Origin of the sequence: Peribacillus sp. R9-11 (assembly GCF_031345095.1) — a bacterium.
Classification (GTDB): domain Bacteria; phylum Bacillota; class Bacilli; order Bacillales; family DSM-1321; genus Peribacillus; species Peribacillus butanolivorans.
In genome coordinates, this window is the sequence record NZ_CP133763.1 from 1,520,861 (window position 1) to 1,537,398 (window position 16,538).

The following is a 16,538-nucleotide window of genomic DNA, read 5'->3' on the forward strand; positions in this document are numbered from 1 at the left end:
TCAGTTTCTCGCTCGTTTCCTTTTGAATAAGTAGCTGAGGTTTTTCTTGAATAATCATCAGATAATAAATCTGCCTCTTTTTTGTGTAGCATGACAAAAGAATGAACCAAGCTGTCTGAAGTTGCATTAAATATATTAACAACGAAAAGAGGTGAATTATATGTCTGTTATTCCTACTACTGTGGATGTAGTTACGATTCTTTGGGAAAGAACTTCGTTAATACCTTTAACTCAGCAAACAATTGTACAAGCTACAGTGATTGGAAGTGCTGCACCTTGCGATAACACTTTAAATCCTGGTGATTGTTACATTGCTGCTGTACTTTGTTTACTTGGAAATGGATTTGTACAAGTATTGAACCTTGACTCTGGTCTAACCGGAGTTGCCGTGTTCATCCGTTTACGCTAGGATATTAATTTGGACAAAGTATTTTTGATTTAAAATACTTTGTCTTTTTATATATACATAAACCCCACCAGTCATTAAGATTGGTGGGGTTTATCCATTTTACTAATACAGGAATGCTAAGAAGGACGCGGAACATTATCTTAGTGACTATTCAAATTACGTTAGACAAGTATAGCCACGTGCTTCCTAGTAGGCAGAAACACGTGGCTGATGAACTTGATAATTTGTTTCGTAAAGAAATGTGACCATTTCTGTGAGCACTCAAGGTTTTTTTTGACGTTCAAACCCTTCTATATCAATGCTCTTCTTAAAACGCCCAATCCCCATTACGGAAGACAGGTTCGCTTGTGCCGTCCTGTTTGATTCCTTCAATGTTCATTTTATCAGAACCAATCATGAAATCTACATGGGCAAGGCTTTCGTTAAGTCCATTTTCTGCAAGCTCTTCTGGACTCATGGTTTTTCCGCCTTCAATACAGAAAGCATAAGAGCTTCCAATCGCTAAATGGTTAGACGCATTTTCATCAAATAAAGTATTGAAAAATAACACATTCGATTGAGAAATTGGAGAGTTGAAAGGAACAAGTGCTACCTCTCCTAGATAGTGGGAGCCTTCATCGGTTTCAACTAATTGCTTTAGAATTTCTTCGCCTTCTTCAGCTTTTACTTCAATGATGCGGCCATCCTTAAAGGTCACAGAGAAGTTATCAATGATGTTTCCTCCGTAACTAAGCGGTTTGGTACTCGAAACCGTACCGTTTACACCCGTTTTTAATGGAACCGTGAACACTTCTTCAGTTGGCATGTTAGCCATGAATTCATGCCCCTTTTCGTTAATGCTGCCTGCTCCGACCCAAAGATGTTTGTCAGGTAACTCAATTGTTAAATCTGTTCCAGGAGCCGTGTAATGCAATTTTTGGTAATGTTTTTCATTTAAATAATTAACTTTTTCATGAAGCGTGTCGTCGTGCTTTTTCCATGCCTCTACAGGGTCCGTCACATCAACACGAACAGCTTTGAAAATGGCTTCCCACAGTTTATCAATGCGTTTTTCTTCTGCTTCATCAGAGAACACCTTATCAGCCCAAGCCTTTGAAGGCACCGCGACTATCGACCAGCTCACTTTATCGGATTGCATATATTGACGCCACTTTTTCAGTGCAGTACCAGATGCCTTTTGGAAGTTTGCAATCCTTTCAGGTTTTACACTTTTTAATAAGTCTGGGCTCGAGGAGATGACAGATAGATAAGCAGCACCGTTTTCTGCAAGTTCAATCGTCTCTTTTGCACGCCACTCTGGATACTCGTTGAACACCTCATCCGGTGCCAACTCGTATTTGGTGCGTCCGACGATATCGTCATTCCAATTAACAATGACATTACGCGCGCCGCTTTCATAAGCTTTTTTTACAATAATTCGGACAAGATCAGCGCCCTCTAATGTAGTGTTCACCACAAGAGTTTGTCCTTGTTGAATATTGACGCCAACTTTAACAGCAAGTTCTGCATATTTTTCTAAATTTGTTTGAAATTCACTCATCATTTATAAACTCCTTTTCCATTTTCTACATTTATAATTGTACTGATTGTTTATTAAAAAAGAAACTTTTTACTCCATTGTATAGAAAAAACAGTGCGGAATATATTGTAACTCAATAAAGGAGGAGTATATCTTAATTAGGAAGAAGCTGAATTCAAACCCCAGTGGGTTGGACTCAGCTTCATAAGAATATTAATTACAGCTGGTGATGGAGCTAAAGTTGGCCATTAATCTTCTCAGTGAAATCATAGGAGAACGTTATGTGGACCATGATATACTGAAAAATTAATAGCAATTTCAAACTTAGGAAAAAATGCCTCCTTTTTATAACTATTATTGTAAATAGGTAAAGACTCTAAAGTGATTATCCAAATAAAAATGTGTGAACTATAAGAAAGAGGGTCCCCTTTGAGACCCTCTCTTTAAAATCACATAAAAAATTACTTATTTAGATTGACCCAGACGCTTTTTACTTCAGTATAGTTATCAAGTGCATAGGATCCCATTTCACGTCCGATTCCAGATTGTTTGTAACCACCGAATGGGGAAGCTGCATCAAATGCGTTATAACAGTTCACCCAAACGGTACCTGCACGAAGTTTTCCTGCCACATAATGGGCATTGGCTAAATCACTTGTCCATAAACCGGCAGCTAATCCATATTCACTGGCATTGGCACGGTTAATAACATCGTCTAAATCCTCATAAGGCATTGCCGCAATAACCGGACCGAAAATCTCTTCTTTGGCAATTGTCATTTCCTCTTCTACACCAGCGAATATAGTAGGAGAAACAAAATAGCCTTCTTCACCCGGTTTACTTCCACCGACAAGGACTTCTGCACCTTCATTTTTCCCTTTTTCAATATAGCCAAGAACGCGGTTTTGCTGTTCCTGAGAAACAAGCGGTCCAATTTGTGTATTCGGATCTAAGCCTACCCCTTGTTTAATATTTTTAGCATGGCTAGCCATATCGGCAACAACATTATCATAGTGTTTCTTTTGAATATAAACCCGAGATCCGGCACAACATACCTGGCCTTGGTTAAACATAACACCATTCAAAGCACCAGGAATAGCTTTCGAGAAATCTGCATCTGGAAGGATAATGTTTGGTGATTTTCCGCCAAGTTCCAACGTGACACGTTTCAATGAATAGGAGGCAGAGCGCATGATTAGTTTTCCAACTTCAGTAGAACCGGTAAATGCAATTTTATTGACCTGTGGATGATCGACAAGAGCTTGTCCAGCTGTTTCACCAAAACCAGGAACGATATTGACGACTCCATCCGGGAAACCAGCCTCAGCGATTAGTTCAGCCAAATAAAGCGCAGATAATGGAGTTTGCTCAGCAGGTTTTAGAATAACTGTACAACCTGTAGCAAGTGCTGCACCGAGTTTCCACATCGCCATTAGGAGTGGGAAGTTCCAAGGGATGATTTGACCTACCACACCTACAGCTTCGTGTTTTGTGTAGTTAAAGTAATTTCCGCTTACCGGAATAGTCTGTCCAACAATCTTAGTCGACCAGCCGGCAAAATATCTCATATGTTCAATGGCTAATGGAATATCAGCATTGGTTGTTTCACTGATGGGTTTCCCATTATCCAATGTTTCTAACTGCGCAAGCTCTGTTTTATTTTCTTCCATTAAATCTGCTAGTTTATACATTAGCCTACTGCGGGCAGCTGCGCTCATCTTTGACCAAGGACCTTCATCGAATGCTTTGCGTGCTGCTTTAACGGCTAAGTCAATATCTTCTTTATCTGCTTCAAATACATCGGCAAGTTTTTGTCCTGTGGCAGGATTTGGAGTGGAGAAGGTTTTCTTTGAAACACTTTCTACAAATTGACCATTAATAAAAAGCTTTTTAGGTCCTGTTAAAAATTTTTGCAACTTTCCACTTACCTCTAACGTTAGATTTGTCATAATTACCCTCCTGAATATAATGGTTTAATTGGGCAAAACATGCTGACTTATTGATAACGCTTTGATTTATGCCAATTTTTATCATAAATGAAAAAAAAAGAATATTCAATCATTATTATTCGACATAATAATTATCTCAATAAACAACTAGTTATAAGTGTTTCTTCTTAATTTCACAAAGAAATATGTGTTTTTTGTCATGACATCTGTAAATACTATAGCGAAAATGATATTTAATAGTTAAAATTAAGAAGGGATAAAATAAATAGAAGTTCTAAAGTTTTTCAGGAGGATTCATATGGGAAATAATGCGAAAATTATATCGCAACGTAAATTACTTGGTGTAGCGGGTCTCGGATGGATGTTTGATGCACTTGATGTGGGTATGCTTTCTTTCATTATTGTTGCGTTGAAACAGGAATGGAACTTAACCAGTGAACAGGTTGGGTGGATTGGCAGTATTAACTCCATTGGTATGGCTGTGGGGGCTGTTTTTTTTGGAGCAATGGCAGATAGGGTTGGACGAAAGAACGTCTTTATTATTACATTATTATTATTTTCTATTGCTAGCGGTTTGTCTGCAGCAGTCAGTACACTTAGTTTGTTCTTGATTTTGCGATTTTTGATTGGAATGGGGCTCGGAGGAGAACTTCCGGTTGCCTCGACACTTGTCTCTGAAAGTGTTGAAGCGAGTAAAAGGGGACAAGTTGTCGTGCTTCTTGAAAGTTTTTGGGCTGTTGGATGGATATTGGCAGCACTTATTTCTTTTTTCATCATTCCGGTCTATGGCTGGCGCGTTGCATTATTATTAAGTGCTGTTCCAGCTTTATATGCGCTTTATCTGCGTTTGAAACTACCAGATTCACCTAAGTATACGGAACTGGAAAAGAAGCAGAGGCCATCCGTACTCAATAATATGAAAAGCGTTTGGAAAAAGGAATATTCACGTCAGACCCTCGTGTTGTGGATTCTATGGTTTTGCGTGGTCTTCTCTTATTATGGAATGTTTTTATGGCTGCCAAGTGTCATGGTCTTAAAAGGCTTCAGTATGATTCAAAGCTTTGAATATGTCTTGATTATGACGCTAGCTCAGCTTCCAGGATACTTTTCAGCTGCATGGTTGATTGAGAAGATAGGACGTAAATTCGTTTTGATCACATACTTAATTGGAACGGCTGTCAGTGCATTTTTCTTTGGTTCAGCAGAAGAGTTAGCACTCTTAATCGTATCCGGGATGTTCCTATCATTCTTCAATTTAGGTGCATGGGGTGCGCTCTATGCGTATACTCCAGAACAGTATCCAACGGCAGTTCGAGGTACAGGTACTGGTTTAGCTGCTGGAATTGGTCGAATTGGCGGTGTCTTGGGACCATTGCTTGTCGGTTATTTAGTTGCTGCAGGTACACCAATTTCAACAATTTTCACTATATTTACAATTGCTATTTTAGTGGGGGCAGTTGTCGTAGCTTTTGGAAAAGAGACAAAGAATACTATTTTGACATAACATAAAAGAGAGGGACTAAATTTAGTCCCTCTCTTTTTATTACTTAAAGTCTTTTATTATGCTTAAAAGGAATTCAGCGGCATGCTGTGGACTATTTGCATTCATGATTGCGGAAACTACCGCTGTACCAGATACTCCACTTTCTGAAAGAGATGAGATATTTTCGGCGGTAATACCTCCGATAGCTACTGCAGGAATCGATATACTGCGGCAAATTTTCTCAACTTCTCCGTTTGCCATTAAGGTTGCATCTTGCTTTGTTTTCGTAGGGAAAATAGAACCAACACCGATATAGTCCGCTCCATTTTGTTCGGCTTCGATAGCTTCTTCTAGAGTTGAGACTGATACACCGATAATCATATTGTCAGGCACTAATTGTTTGATGACTGAAAGTGGAAGGTCATCCTGTCCGATATGAACTCCGTCTGCTCCAACAGCAAGTGCTATATCTACCCGGTCATTAATGATCAGCGGAATAGAAAGTTCGTGTAGTAACTGTTTTAATGCAGAAGCTTTTTTATAAAAGGAGAGGGAGGAATTGTTTTTCTCTCTAAGTTGTACGATCGAGACTCCTCCAGAAACCGCCTCTGCTATGATTTTGGTCAAATCTTCTATTGCTATGGACTCTTCTGTCACTAAATATAGGCTTAAATCAATTTGAGACTTCTTCATATAATTTCACCTCATTTATCCAAATTTCCTTATCTATTCTTGATATCGCATCGATTAATCGCACACGAAACGTTCCAGTTCCTTCATCTTTTTGAAGTTTTGCAGCAGCAAGTTCCCCGGAAATGCTCATTGTTGAGATCCCGGCAACTGCCGCAGCATAGAAATTGTCTGTGACTCCGGAAAAAGTTCCGATAAGAGCAGTAGCCATACAGCCAGTACCTGTAACACTCGTTAATAGAGGATTACCATTATCGATAATGGACGTATTTTTACCATCGCTAACAGCATCTTTGGCGCCACTCACTACGACGACACAATGCAATTTATTAGCCGCACGTGCTGCCAGTTCTGCATTGCTAATCGCAAGTTCACCTGAATCCACTCCACGTGTAACGATATCCCCACCCATTAACCGATGGATTTCACTCGCATTTCCGCGGATGATTTGGAAGGTAACTTTCTTCAGGAGCTCTGCCACTTGTTCTGTACGATAGGAAGTTGCACCAACTCCCACTGGGTCCAAAATAACTGGGATATTAAGGGAATTCGCTGTCTTACCGGCAATCTCCATTGCTTCCAAGGCTTTATCATCAATCGTACCGAAGTTCAGGACCAGAGCATCAGCCAATTTGACCATCTCCTCGACTTCTCTTGGGCTAGATGTCATAACAGGTGAACCACCGATGGCAAGAGTGGCATTGGCACAGTCATTGACCGTAACAAAGTTAGTGATTTGGTGAACGAGCGGTTTACTTTCTCTGACCTGAAAGAATAAGTCTGAAACGGAAACAATCATATTAAATCACTCCTTTCTTCTTTTGAAAATGAATAAAAATGATGGACGGGTCCGTGCCCCTTACCGAGTGAAAAGCTATTTCGTATGGCTTCAGAAATATATGTCTTGGCTTGTTCAATGGATTGTCTTAAAGGTAGTCCGTTTGCCAGATTGGATGTAATGGCGGATGACAGAGTACAGCCTGTCCCATGGGTGTTTTTTGTATGAATGCGTTCTCCTTTAATCCAGAAAAAGTCAGTTCCGTCATAAAAAAGATCATTTGGATTCCCTGCTGAATGGCCTCCTTTAAGTAAAACCGCTTTTGCCCCAAGTTCTTTAATTGATATACAAGCCTCGTAAAAATCTTGCTTCGTTCGAATCGACAAGCCAGTAAGGACTTCGGCTTCGGGTACATTCGGTGTTACAAGTGTTGCAAGCGGCAGTAATTCTGTTTTTAAAGCAGAGACAGCTTTTTCATCGAGCAAATGATGGCCGCTTTTGGAAATCATGACAGGATCAAGGATAACGATTGCGGGTAAGAAGGTATTTAGAGACGCGGCGACTGTTTCAACTATTTCTTTTGATCCAAGCATACCTATTTTTACTGCATCGACGTGTATATCTTCAAAAATAGCTGCAATTTGATCCGTTATGATACCTGTATCTATAGCTTGTACTGAACGTACCTCCATTGTATTTTGTGCCGTTACAGCTGTAATGACAGACATTCCAAAAACCCCATGTGCAGAAAATGTTTTTAAATCAGCTTGTATTCCAGCACCGCCCCCTGAGTCAGAGCCTGCGATGGTTAACGCTGTTTTCATAAAAAAACCCCTTCATATAATTATTTTTTAAAAGTATTTTCAGTAAAATGAAAGCTAAAATGGCACCTGCGAATGAACTAAGCATAAAAGCTGGTAAAAAACCAAAAATAGCTGCTTTTTCTCCCAATAGGAGGACAGCAAGGGGATAACAAGCTAGGGATCCAAGAATGCCGGTCCCTATCACTTCCCCTAAACAAGCGAATTTCAAGCTTTGTGTTTTTCGATAAAGGACGGCAGCCAATAGTGCACCGATCATGCTGCCCGGAAAGGCGAAAATTGAACCTGTACCAGACATGTTTCTAATGATGGAAACTAAAAAAGCTTGTGTTACCGCATAAGCCGGTCCCAATAAAACGGCTGTCATGACATTTGCCAGATGCTGAATCGGAAAGATTTTTGCAAATCCGGCCGGGATGAAAATGAATGAACTAGTTATGGTAGTAATGGCCGTGATCATGGCAGTCAACGTCATTTTCTTGATTGGATTCATCATCATGACAACATCCTACAGTGGCCAATCCTGCTCATTTTGAACCATATCCCAGAATAAATATTCATAACGGGAAGTCACCAAAAAATGCTTCTCTAATCTAAGAAGTTCCTTTTCAGGCATGCCTTCTGTTAACTCTTCCAACAAAGCAATCAGCCATTTGTGTGCTTTACCGAATTCAGGAGACGAATATGATTTAATCCAATCAGCATAGCGATTGTTTTCTAATGCTTCACCATTTTGTTCTTTTAATAGCAAGCCGATCTCATAATAATCCCAAGCGCATGGAAGGAGGCAGGCAATCAGGTCGGCCAAAGTCCCATTTTGGGCTGCATTTAGCATGTAACCCGTATAAGCTAGAGTGGTTGGAGTAGGTTCTGTATTTTCCAATTCGATTGAGCTGATTCCGAATTCCAAAGCATAATGTCGATGGATATCCATTTCTACTTGAAGGGTTTCATTCAAAATACTTGCAAACTTAGCCATGGTTTCGAGATTATGAGCTTTGATGACTCCTAACGCAAAGAGTTTGGAATAATCCATAAGATAGATATAGTCCTGCTTTAGGTAATAGGCAAATTTCTTTTCTGAAAGCGTCCCATCTCCAATCGCCTGAACAAAGGGATGTGTATGGTTCCTTTTCCAGATTCCTTTTGCCCGTTCATGAAGTCTATCACTGAAGGTTTCTAATTTTGTATTCTCCATGGTACATCCTCCTTGAAATTTAAAATTTACTAAAATTGTAAAGTATGCATACACTATCTGATAAACAAAAAAACCGCTCTCTGAAAGAAAGCGGCTGTTACCGAGGAAGAAGCAAATTCCTTCTTACAGCCTGCTTCCCTCCGCTGGTATGACCAGATCAGGTGCAAAGGGTTTGATTCTCAGCAAAAGTGCTCCCCTAGCAGTCTAATTATTCACCTTTTCCATCTGAAAAAAAAACCGCTCCTGAAATACGGAGCGGGGCAGATGGATAAAGTCATGTGTTTAAAGACGATATCATCCACTTCCCTCCGCCGGTATGATCCGGTTCAGGTTCAAAGGGTCCGGAACAAATTCCATCTCAGTCTTAAAAAGACTCCCCTAGTGGTGTGAATGTATGTAATTACTGACATCATATCAGAAAGCCAGGAAATTGCAACCCAATTTGAATGGGGTCTATAGAGAATACCTATCAAAAAAAGGGAGAACCATGTGATTGACTTTTGAAGAATATTGGGATAAAATCATGTCTACATCATTTATATATTGAATTCTTATCCAGAGAGGTGGAGGGACTTGGCCCAAAGAAACCTCGGCAGCAGACCCATTTTGGGAACTGTGCTACATCCAACAAGCATACGCTTGGAAGATAAGAAGAGCCGAACGGACTACTGTAAGCCTCTTCTTGAATTAGAAGAGGCTTTTATTTTTGTGAAATAACGTTTAGTGACATAATAGAAAAGATATAATTTGGTGAAAATGATACCTGTTACTACAATTTAGCTCATATGAAGGCGGGCTGATGAAGACAAGGAAAGGAGCCATTTACATGGCAGAATTATTTAAGAGAATTGAACAGAGGAAGGCATTGCTGATTGAAGAGTTATTAGCGAATGGAGTTTATAAAACCTCTGATGAAAGACATCTTTATGATGTTCCTTTAAAAGTGCTTGAAGATGAATATAAGATTGTTATAAATAGACCTAATATCGAGTCTCCTTCAGAGTGGATGACATAGTAAGAGTTCTTAAAATACTTTACTATCTTAAAATATTATTTAATCTGATGAATATTATTAAAGCATTCGCAGTGTACATGAGTGAATGCTTTTTTATATTTGTCAAGAATATAAAATGTCACAAAAAAGACACAAACAGGGAATAGAATAGGCTTTTTGTCACATTTACCTTGTGGAATAACACATTTTAATTTCCATATATGGTTGATTTTAACTACTTATTTCTTTATCATAAAAGATGTAAGAAAATTGAATAAATAGGAAGTGACTATAGATGCCCCCACAGATAACCGTAGAAAGAATAGAAGAAAAGAGACGGGAAATGATTAAATTGGCAGCTGATTATGGTTTTACAAGCCTTCTAACTGTTCAAGCAAGTCAAGAATTGGATTCGCTGTTAAATGCTATAACAAATAAATGAAAATCACAATATTTTTTGCTTAAGAAAGTTTATAGTGATTTTTAAATTTCGTCAGTGACTTTAAAATAGATTTCTTCATTGAAACTAAAAAAGGCTACTGCTGAATGAAGGCAATAGCTTTTAAATAATGAAATTCAAATATTAACACGCTTACCAAGGATTACTAAATCCCGTTCAATACCATCTAGCTCGGCAACTTGAGGTAAATGCGCCCATTCTTCAAAACCAAATTTAGAAAACAGTCTTATGCTCGGTGTATTGTGAGCAAATATGAAACCAAGTAGTGTCTTAACTCCTAATTTTGGACTCACTTCAATTGCCTTTTGAATCGAAATTTGTCCAATTCCTTTTCCCCGGAAATAATCATCAATATATATGCTGATCTCGGCAGTGGAATCATAGGCTGGCCTACCATAGAAAGATTGAAAACTCATCCATCCAGCAGTTTTTCCTTCGAATGTAATAATATAAAGCGGTCGTTTTTCTGAATGATGTTCCTCAAACCATTTAAGCCTCGATTGCACTGAAACAGGTTCTGTATCTGCAGTGACCATCCTTGAAGCAATAGTCGAATTATATATTTCGACTACTCTTGGTAAATCTGTTAGTTCTGCATCCCTAAAATCTATATACTGATCCATCATTTTAACTCCTATCCTTACTATGTATACAATCTCCAGAAACATGGGATTCCCACCCTATTTATGAATAAAAGGAGGTTGACGAAAATCCGTTCCATTGAATGCTTTTATTGTATCATACACTTTTTACAGTTTATCTGACAATTCATTTTTTTGCATGTTAAGTATGTTCATTTTTGGGGTAATTACAAGATAAAATACTTCATAGTAAATACATTACATAAGGAGAAACAAATGAAAAAAATAGTAGGTTTATTTGTAATTGTACTAGTTATTTGTTTTGCTGCATATAAGTTTCAGGCTTCAGAGTCGGAAGATGTGATGGCTTTTGGAGATTCGTTAACCTATGGAAAAGGTGATAAGGATGGGGAAGGTTATGTAGAAGGTCTGGAGGATGAATTGAATAACCCTGATTCTGAAAAAAAGGTCCGTTTTTGGAATTACGGTATTAAAGGCCAGGAAACAGATGGTGTCATTGATCAGCTTGAAGATAATCAAATTAACACGAAATTGGACAAAGCCGACACGTTTATTGTTTATATTGGAACAAACGACTTGATTAACAGTAATGGAGGTAACTTGAAAAAAATAAGTGATCAAAAAATAAATGATGGTAAACGAGAGTATATCGACCATCTAAATAAGATTCTTTCTACACTATTAAAGAAAAACAAAAAAGCGGATATACTTGTAGTTGGGCTGTATAATCCAAAAAAAGATGATCAACGACTTGAAAAGCACGTTCATGATTATAACCAATCAGTAAACGAGGTAGTAGAAGAGGATAAAAGAATGATATTTATCCCTACTAATGATTTATTTGAAAATAAAAAGAAAAAAGAGTATTTCAGTGATAAAATTCATCCAAATGAAAAAGGGTATCAGCTCATTACCAATCGGATTTTAGAGAGCTATGATTTCAAATAAATTCAATAAAAGTGCACAGAAGTAATACTTCTGTGCACATGGCTTATTATATATAAATCGGACCCTGTTTCATTGAAGGCGGTTGTGCAGTTGTTATGTAATAGCCGCCTTCAATTGAGGGAATTGCAAGTCATGAAGCTGCCTATATCTGCCGTTACTTGTCAATAACTGTTCATGCGTTCCTTTTTCATGGACACTGCCTTTTTCAAGAACGATTATTTGGTCAGCATTTTGAACGGTTGATAATCTATGCGCAATGACAATTGAAGTCCGATTTACTAATAAACGTGACAATGCTTCCTGGATTAAATGCTCGGATTCCGTATCTAATGCTGCTGTCGCTTCATCGAGAATGATGATTTGTGGATTCTTCAAAAGTGCCCTAGCAATGGCGATTCGCTGCTTTTGTCCTCCTGAAAGTTTGACGCCTCGCTCTCCAATTTGAGAATCGTAACCATTTGGAAAGGCCCTGATAAAGTCATGAGCATTGGCTGCTTTAGCGGATTCAGTGATTTCATCGTCTGTTGCATCAAGTTTTCCATAAACGATGTTATCGCGGATTGAACCATTGAATAAAATGATATCCTGAGAAACAATCCCCATTTGGCTACGTATAGATTTCAACGACACATCACGGATATCAAGACCGTCCATTTTGATTGTTCCTTGTTGTGGATCATAAAATCGGATTAAAAGGTTTGTAATTGTCGATTTCCCTGCACCAGAAGAGCCGACGAGAGCTGTTATTTGACCAGCTTTCATCGTTAGGTTTAGATTGCTAAGAACCGGAACACTTTCATCATAAGCAAAATCAACTGATTGAAATTCAATTTGTTTTTTTATTGAAGGAAGCTCAATTGCATTTCCTTTGTCTCTGATTTCAGGTTGTGTTTCCATAATTTCTGTAATACGCTCAAAAGCTGCAGCTGACTGCTGGACAATGCTGATTACTCGGCTGAAATTGCGAACAGGACTCTGCAGTAATCTCAAATAGGCGAGGAAAGCTACTATTAATCCCACTGTAAATGCACCTTCCATCACTTGCCAAGCCCCAAATACAATAACAGCAACAAGACCAATATTGTTCAATAAATCGATAACCGGACCAAACATGGATCGCAAGCGAACCGATTTAATGTTAGCTACCATGTTTTCATGATTACGTTCTGCGAAACGTTTCGATTCAAATTCTTCATTGGTAAAAGATTGAATGAGTCGCATTCCTGAGATAGAATCCTGTAACTGGTTGCTGACATCTCCTGCAGAACTTTGAACAGATCTAAACGACATTCGAATACGTTTTCCAAATACCCTTGTGATATAGAACATGAACGGGAATGTAAAAAGAAGGACAATGGTCAGTTTCCAATTAATGAAAAGCATATAGACAGCGACTGCAACAAAAGTTACCATGTCTGTTACGACTTGCAGCATGCTTGAAGAGATGAGTTGTTGTAGTAAATTGACATCATTAGTCAGCCGTGACATTAAGTCACCCGTTCGGTTTTTATCAAAGAATTTCATATCCAGCCTTTGAATATGTTCATACATGCTATTTCGTAAATCCATAATCGCTTTTTGACCGACTTTGGAAACGATATAGCTGTTAAAGTAGTTTAGTAAAGCTAATAAAATAGCAGCTCCAAGAATTCCTGTGCCTACCCAAATCAAGGAGTCGTATTTTTTTTCGGGAATGATTTCATCAATCGTATACTGAGTCAACTGTGGGATGGAGAACTCAAGTAAAGAAATGAACAACATTATACATAATATCAAGGAAGAAAATTTCCATTTAGATGGGACACGATTAAACATTTGCCTGAGCATCGTCCAAATGCTTCCTTTGGAAGGCTTTGCATTAATGACGCTACGTCCTTTGTGGCTGAATGGGATATGTCCTCCGCTCATAACGATCACTCCTATTTTGACTATCTTTGATGAATTTTAAAAGTCATTTGTATTAGGTGAATAGTACCTTTATGACTATCATAGAGCTTTTCTAAAAATAGACAACTTTAAATCGGTTTTCTTCCTATCTAAAAGTGTTTTTATTTTACACCTTTATACAGAACATGGAATAATTGATGGAGTTTAACTAAGCTTTCGGGAGGAGATGCTAAAATGGAAGATAACAAAAAAATTAGGGAAGAACTATTAGAAGCGGTTAACAATTTATCGGATGAACAGCTGAATGCCCATCCAGAAGAAGGCCGCTGGAGCATTATCCAGGTATTGAATCATTTATATTTAATGGAGCGAGTGATAACAAAGAGTATTGCCGACAAGTTAAAAAGCGATGAGAGTATCCCTGCAGAAGATAAACCGATAGAGTATACTCTAAATCGTGAAGTGAAGGTCTCGGCGCCGCCATTTGTCATTCCATCAGAAGCATTTCAAACTTTGGACGAGGTTAAGAATAAATTGTCCGAATCCCGCCAGGCATTTATACAAGTTGTTGACAGAGCAAATGAAAAAGATCTTGAACAAAAGTCATTCCCTCATCCATTGTTTAAAGAATTAAGCTTGAAGCAATGGATTCCGTTTGTGGGTTTGCATGAAAAACGACATTTACTGCAAATAGAAGAATTGAAGTCAAAGTTATAATAGAAGAAAAACTCATCCGCTTTTGGTTGAGTTTTTCTCATTCAGACAGTTATTCGTAAAGGAAGGATTGTTCAGTGAAGGTTAACTGGGTAAAGGCATGTCTGATAATAGGCTTTTTCGGGTTACTGTTAGGGTTCATGCTTAAGCATTTGCTCCCCCCCGATCTAGATAAAATTAAACTGACTGACGAGTTGCATCCGATAGTCGCTGAAAAAAAAGAAAAGCTCATTCAACAGGCTAATGAAAAAGGTATCGTGGTAATCATAACGGCTGGATTCCGTACTTTAGAAGAGCAAAATGACCTCTATGAAAAAGGACGTTTAAAGTCTGGAAGCATTGTAACTAATGCAAAAGGAGGGGAGTCGCTTCATAATTTTGGATTGGCGATAGATTTTGCACTCCTTAACAAACAAGGGGAGGCTATTTGGAATATGGAATATGACGGCAACGATAATGGGGAATCGGATTGGATGGAAGTCGTCTCTATCGCGAAAGATTTAGGATTTGAATGGGGAGGAGATTGGTCAGGTTTTAAAGATTATCCTCATCTACAAATGACCTTTGGCTTGAGCTTACGAGAGCTACAACAGGTAAAGAGCCTACAGAACAGTAAAAGTGAATAAACGTAGAAATATTTTTTGACGAATAATTCCAACTAAAAGCAGGAAAATAAGCATGTGTGTTGCTTTACAGTGAAGAATTCGATAAAGTTAACTAGTGAGAAATTAGACATAAAGGAGTGCAGTCACCATGGAAGAAATAAAACATTGCCGGGACTCTTTGGTCATAAAAACGAGCCTTGTTCTCCCGCCGGATACAAATAATATTGGCACGATGTTTGGAGGCAAATTGATGGCTTACATTGATGATGTTGCAGCTATATCTGCGATGCGTCATGCGAGAAGTAATGTCGTTACGGCATCAACTGATTCTGTCGATTTTCTGCACCCTATTCACGAAGGAAATGCAGTATGTCTAGAAAGCTTCGTAACTTATACGGGCAGAACATCTATGGAAATCATTGTAAAAGTTATTGCGGAAGATTTAGTTACGGGAGACCGGAACTTATGTGTTATTTCCTTTTTGACCTTTGTTGCCATCAATGAAGATGGAAAACCAATACCGGTTCCGCGTTTGGTTCCAGAGACTGAAATGGAGATGAATTTAAACGAATCAGCGAAACAGCGGGCCCAAGTAAGGAAAAAAAGAAGAGAAGATACTCAGTTCATTGCCAGTACCTTTGGTGTAAAACAGCCGTGGACTGAAAAATCAGAGCCTGGACTATATAAATAAAAAAACCGGGCAGATAATGCCCGTTTTTTTAATCTTCGCTAGATAAAATACCAAAGAAACGTAGGATGTTAATAAAAAGGTTAATGAAATCAAGATACAGATTTAAGGCCATAAGTGGTACTTCCTCTGCTGTAACCCCGTAATGCTTCATTCGATTAAAATCATATAAAATATATCCACTGAATACAAGAATCCCAATAAATGAAAAGATTAGCATTGCTGTAGAACTTAAAGGTGAGAAAAGGTTAAAAATACTAATGGCTACTAAAGCTAACAAGGCGGCAAACAACATTCCTCTTAAGAAAGAAAGGTCCCTCTTGGTTGTTGTAGCATAAATAGCTAGTCCCCCAAATACAACTGTTGTCGTCACCCCAGCTAACATCACAACATTCGCCCCTGCAGTGGCAAGATAGTGTGCAATAATCGGATAGGTGGTAATCCCAGAAATTAACGTAAAACTATACAGGAATGTGTAGCCAATAGATTTTTTCTTCCGCATGATAAAAGCGCCAATTAGCATAGCAATTTCCAGAATCGCTAAGGGAAGAAATAAGGATGGTGGAACTAGAGTTCCAACAGCCATCCCTAATACAGAGATTGCGAGAGAAAGAGCAAAGGTACGCATAACAGATGGCATATATGTGTTTACAGTTTGTGAATACATTCAATCACCTCATTATTTATTGTCTACCGGTTTCTACGAAAGAGTTTTAAAAAGGTTTCAGTGCATTTAAAAATAATATTTAAGGTGTTTTTTAAAGAGATATGAAATATACATGATAGTATTACT

At 38.3% G+C, this 16,538-nt stretch carries 18 protein-coding genes, 1 pseudogene and 3 riboswitches; of the genes and pseudogenes, 9 read left to right on the plus strand and 10 right to left on the minus strand.

The window, feature by feature from the left end:
- Positions 1-160: 160 nt before the first annotated feature.
- Entirely contained in the window at positions 161-409 is a 249-nt protein-coding gene (locus RE409_RS07330) for a hypothetical protein (protein ID WP_053345068.1), read from the plus strand.
- A gap of 307 nt (positions 410-716) precedes the next feature.
- On the opposite strand, the gene RE409_RS07335 is transcribed toward RE409_RS07330, so the two are convergent.
- A complete protein-coding gene (locus RE409_RS07335) occupies positions 717-1,949 on the minus strand; it encodes an aminopeptidase (protein WP_201249867.1) in 1,233 nt (410 codons plus the stop codon).
- Between the two features lie 183 nt (positions 1,950-2,132).
- Here RE409_RS07335 and RE409_RS30645 point away from each other — a divergent pair.
- Positions 2,133-2,238: pseudogene (locus RE409_RS30645) on the plus strand (pyridine nucleotide-disulfide oxidoreductase); the annotation flags it as partial.
- Between the two features lie 151 nt (positions 2,239-2,389).
- On the opposite strand, the gene RE409_RS07340 reads toward RE409_RS30645, so the two are convergent.
- Entirely contained in the window at positions 2,390-3,877 is a 1,488-nt protein-coding gene (locus tag RE409_RS07340; protein ID WP_201221598.1) for an aldehyde dehydrogenase family protein, read from the minus strand.
- Positions 3,878-4,175: 298 nt separating this feature from the next.
- On the opposite strand from RE409_RS07340, the gene RE409_RS07345 reads away from it, so the two are divergent.
- Positions 4,176-5,381: an MFS transporter gene (locus RE409_RS07345; RefSeq protein WP_201181724.1), complete on the plus strand. Its 1,206-nt coding sequence runs from the start codon at positions 4,176-4,178 to the stop codon at positions 5,379-5,381.
- Between the two features lie 39 nt (positions 5,382-5,420).
- Here the strand turns inward: RE409_RS07345 and thiE are convergent, their stop codons facing one another.
- From thiE to tenA, 5 genes are read right to left on the minus strand one after another with little or no spacing between them, the layout of a single operon-like run.
- The gene (thiE, locus tag RE409_RS07350; RefSeq protein WP_309558777.1) at positions 5,421-6,053 is read right to left on the minus strand and encodes a thiamine phosphate synthase; all 633 of its coding nucleotides are present in this window, start codon (positions 6,051-6,053) and stop codon (positions 5,421-5,423) included.
- Positions 6,034-6,849, minus strand: coding sequence for a hydroxyethylthiazole kinase (gene thiM / locus RE409_RS07355; protein ID WP_201221596.1), 816 nt, complete (start codon positions 6,847-6,849; stop codon positions 6,034-6,036). The genes thiE and thiM overlap by 20 nt, the downstream gene beginning before the upstream one ends.
- Entirely contained in the window at positions 6,846-7,652 is an 807-nt protein-coding gene (gene thiD / locus RE409_RS07360) for a bifunctional hydroxymethylpyrimidine kinase/phosphomethylpyrimidine kinase (protein ID WP_053345073.1), read from the minus strand. Before thiD ends, thiM begins: the two co-directional genes overlap by 4 nt.
- A complete protein-coding gene (gene thiW / locus RE409_RS07365) occupies positions 7,621-8,142 on the minus strand; it encodes an energy coupling factor transporter S component ThiW (protein WP_053347998.1) in 522 nt (173 codons plus the stop codon). The genes thiD and thiW overlap by 32 nt, the downstream gene beginning before the upstream one ends.
- Before the next feature lie 15 nt (positions 8,143-8,157).
- A complete protein-coding gene (gene tenA / locus RE409_RS07370) occupies positions 8,158-8,847 on the minus strand; it encodes a thiaminase II (RefSeq protein WP_201221592.1) in 690 nt (229 codons plus the stop codon).
- A 118-nt stretch (positions 8,848-8,965) separates the two neighbouring features.
- A riboswitch (TPP riboswitch) is annotated at positions 8,966-9,055 on the minus strand.
- A 78-nt stretch (positions 9,056-9,133) separates the two neighbouring features.
- Positions 9,134-9,237: riboswitch (TPP riboswitch) on the minus strand.
- A 158-nt stretch (positions 9,238-9,395) separates the two neighbouring features.
- Positions 9,396-9,500: riboswitch (SAM riboswitch) on the plus strand.
- Positions 9,501-9,646: 146 nt separating this feature from the next.
- On the opposite strand from tenA, the gene RE409_RS07375 reads away from it, so the two are divergent.
- Both RE409_RS07375 and RE409_RS07380 read left to right on the plus strand, forming a co-directional pair.
- Entirely contained in the window at positions 9,647-9,862 is a 216-nt protein-coding gene (locus tag RE409_RS07375) for a Fur-regulated basic protein FbpA (protein ID WP_082527750.1), read from the plus strand.
- 274 nt (positions 9,863-10,136) lie between these two features.
- On the plus strand, positions 10,137-10,283 hold the full coding sequence (locus RE409_RS07380; protein ID WP_201254376.1) for an aspartyl-phosphate phosphatase Spo0E family protein: 147 nt from the start codon (positions 10,137-10,139) through the stop codon (positions 10,281-10,283).
- 134 nt (positions 10,284-10,417) lie between these two features.
- Here RE409_RS07380 and RE409_RS07385 read toward each other — a convergent pair whose 3' ends face one another.
- Positions 10,418-10,924, minus strand: coding sequence for a GNAT family N-acetyltransferase (locus RE409_RS07385; protein ID WP_201221588.1), 507 nt, complete (start codon positions 10,922-10,924; stop codon positions 10,418-10,420).
- A gap of 234 nt (positions 10,925-11,158) precedes the next feature.
- On the opposite strand from RE409_RS07385, the gene RE409_RS07390 reads away from it, so the two are divergent.
- Entirely contained in the window at positions 11,159-11,851 is a 693-nt protein-coding gene (locus tag RE409_RS07390; RefSeq protein ID WP_201254377.1) for a DUF459 domain-containing protein, read from the plus strand.
- A gap of 93 nt (positions 11,852-11,944) precedes the next feature.
- Here RE409_RS07390 and RE409_RS07395 read toward each other — a convergent pair whose 3' ends face one another.
- Positions 11,945-13,759: an ABC transporter ATP-binding protein gene (locus RE409_RS07395; protein ID WP_201249863.1), complete on the minus strand. Its 1,815-nt coding sequence runs from the start codon at positions 13,757-13,759 to the stop codon at positions 11,945-11,947.
- Positions 13,760-13,972: 213 nt separating this feature from the next.
- On the opposite strand from RE409_RS07395, the gene RE409_RS07400 reads away from it, so the two are divergent.
- The 3 genes from RE409_RS07400 (at position 13,973) to RE409_RS07410 (ending at position 15,748) form a co-directional block, all read left to right on the plus strand.
- Positions 13,973-14,455, plus strand: coding sequence for a DinB family protein (locus RE409_RS07400; protein ID WP_309558779.1), 483 nt, complete (start codon positions 13,973-13,975; stop codon positions 14,453-14,455).
- Positions 14,456-14,529: 74 nt separating this feature from the next.
- On the plus strand, positions 14,530-15,078 hold the full coding sequence (locus RE409_RS07405; RefSeq protein ID WP_397444157.1) for a M15 family metallopeptidase: 549 nt from the start codon (positions 14,530-14,532) through the stop codon (positions 15,076-15,078).
- Between the two features lie 127 nt (positions 15,079-15,205).
- Positions 15,206-15,748, plus strand: coding sequence for an acyl-CoA thioesterase (locus tag RE409_RS07410; RefSeq protein WP_201221582.1), 543 nt, complete (start codon positions 15,206-15,208; stop codon positions 15,746-15,748).
- Between the two features lie 28 nt (positions 15,749-15,776).
- On the opposite strand, the gene RE409_RS07415 is transcribed toward RE409_RS07410, so the two are convergent.
- Positions 15,777-16,412: a Bax inhibitor-1/YccA family protein gene (locus RE409_RS07415; RefSeq protein WP_053345082.1), complete on the minus strand. Its 636-nt coding sequence runs from the start codon at positions 16,410-16,412 to the stop codon at positions 15,777-15,779.
- Positions 16,413-16,538: the final 126 nt, after the last annotated feature.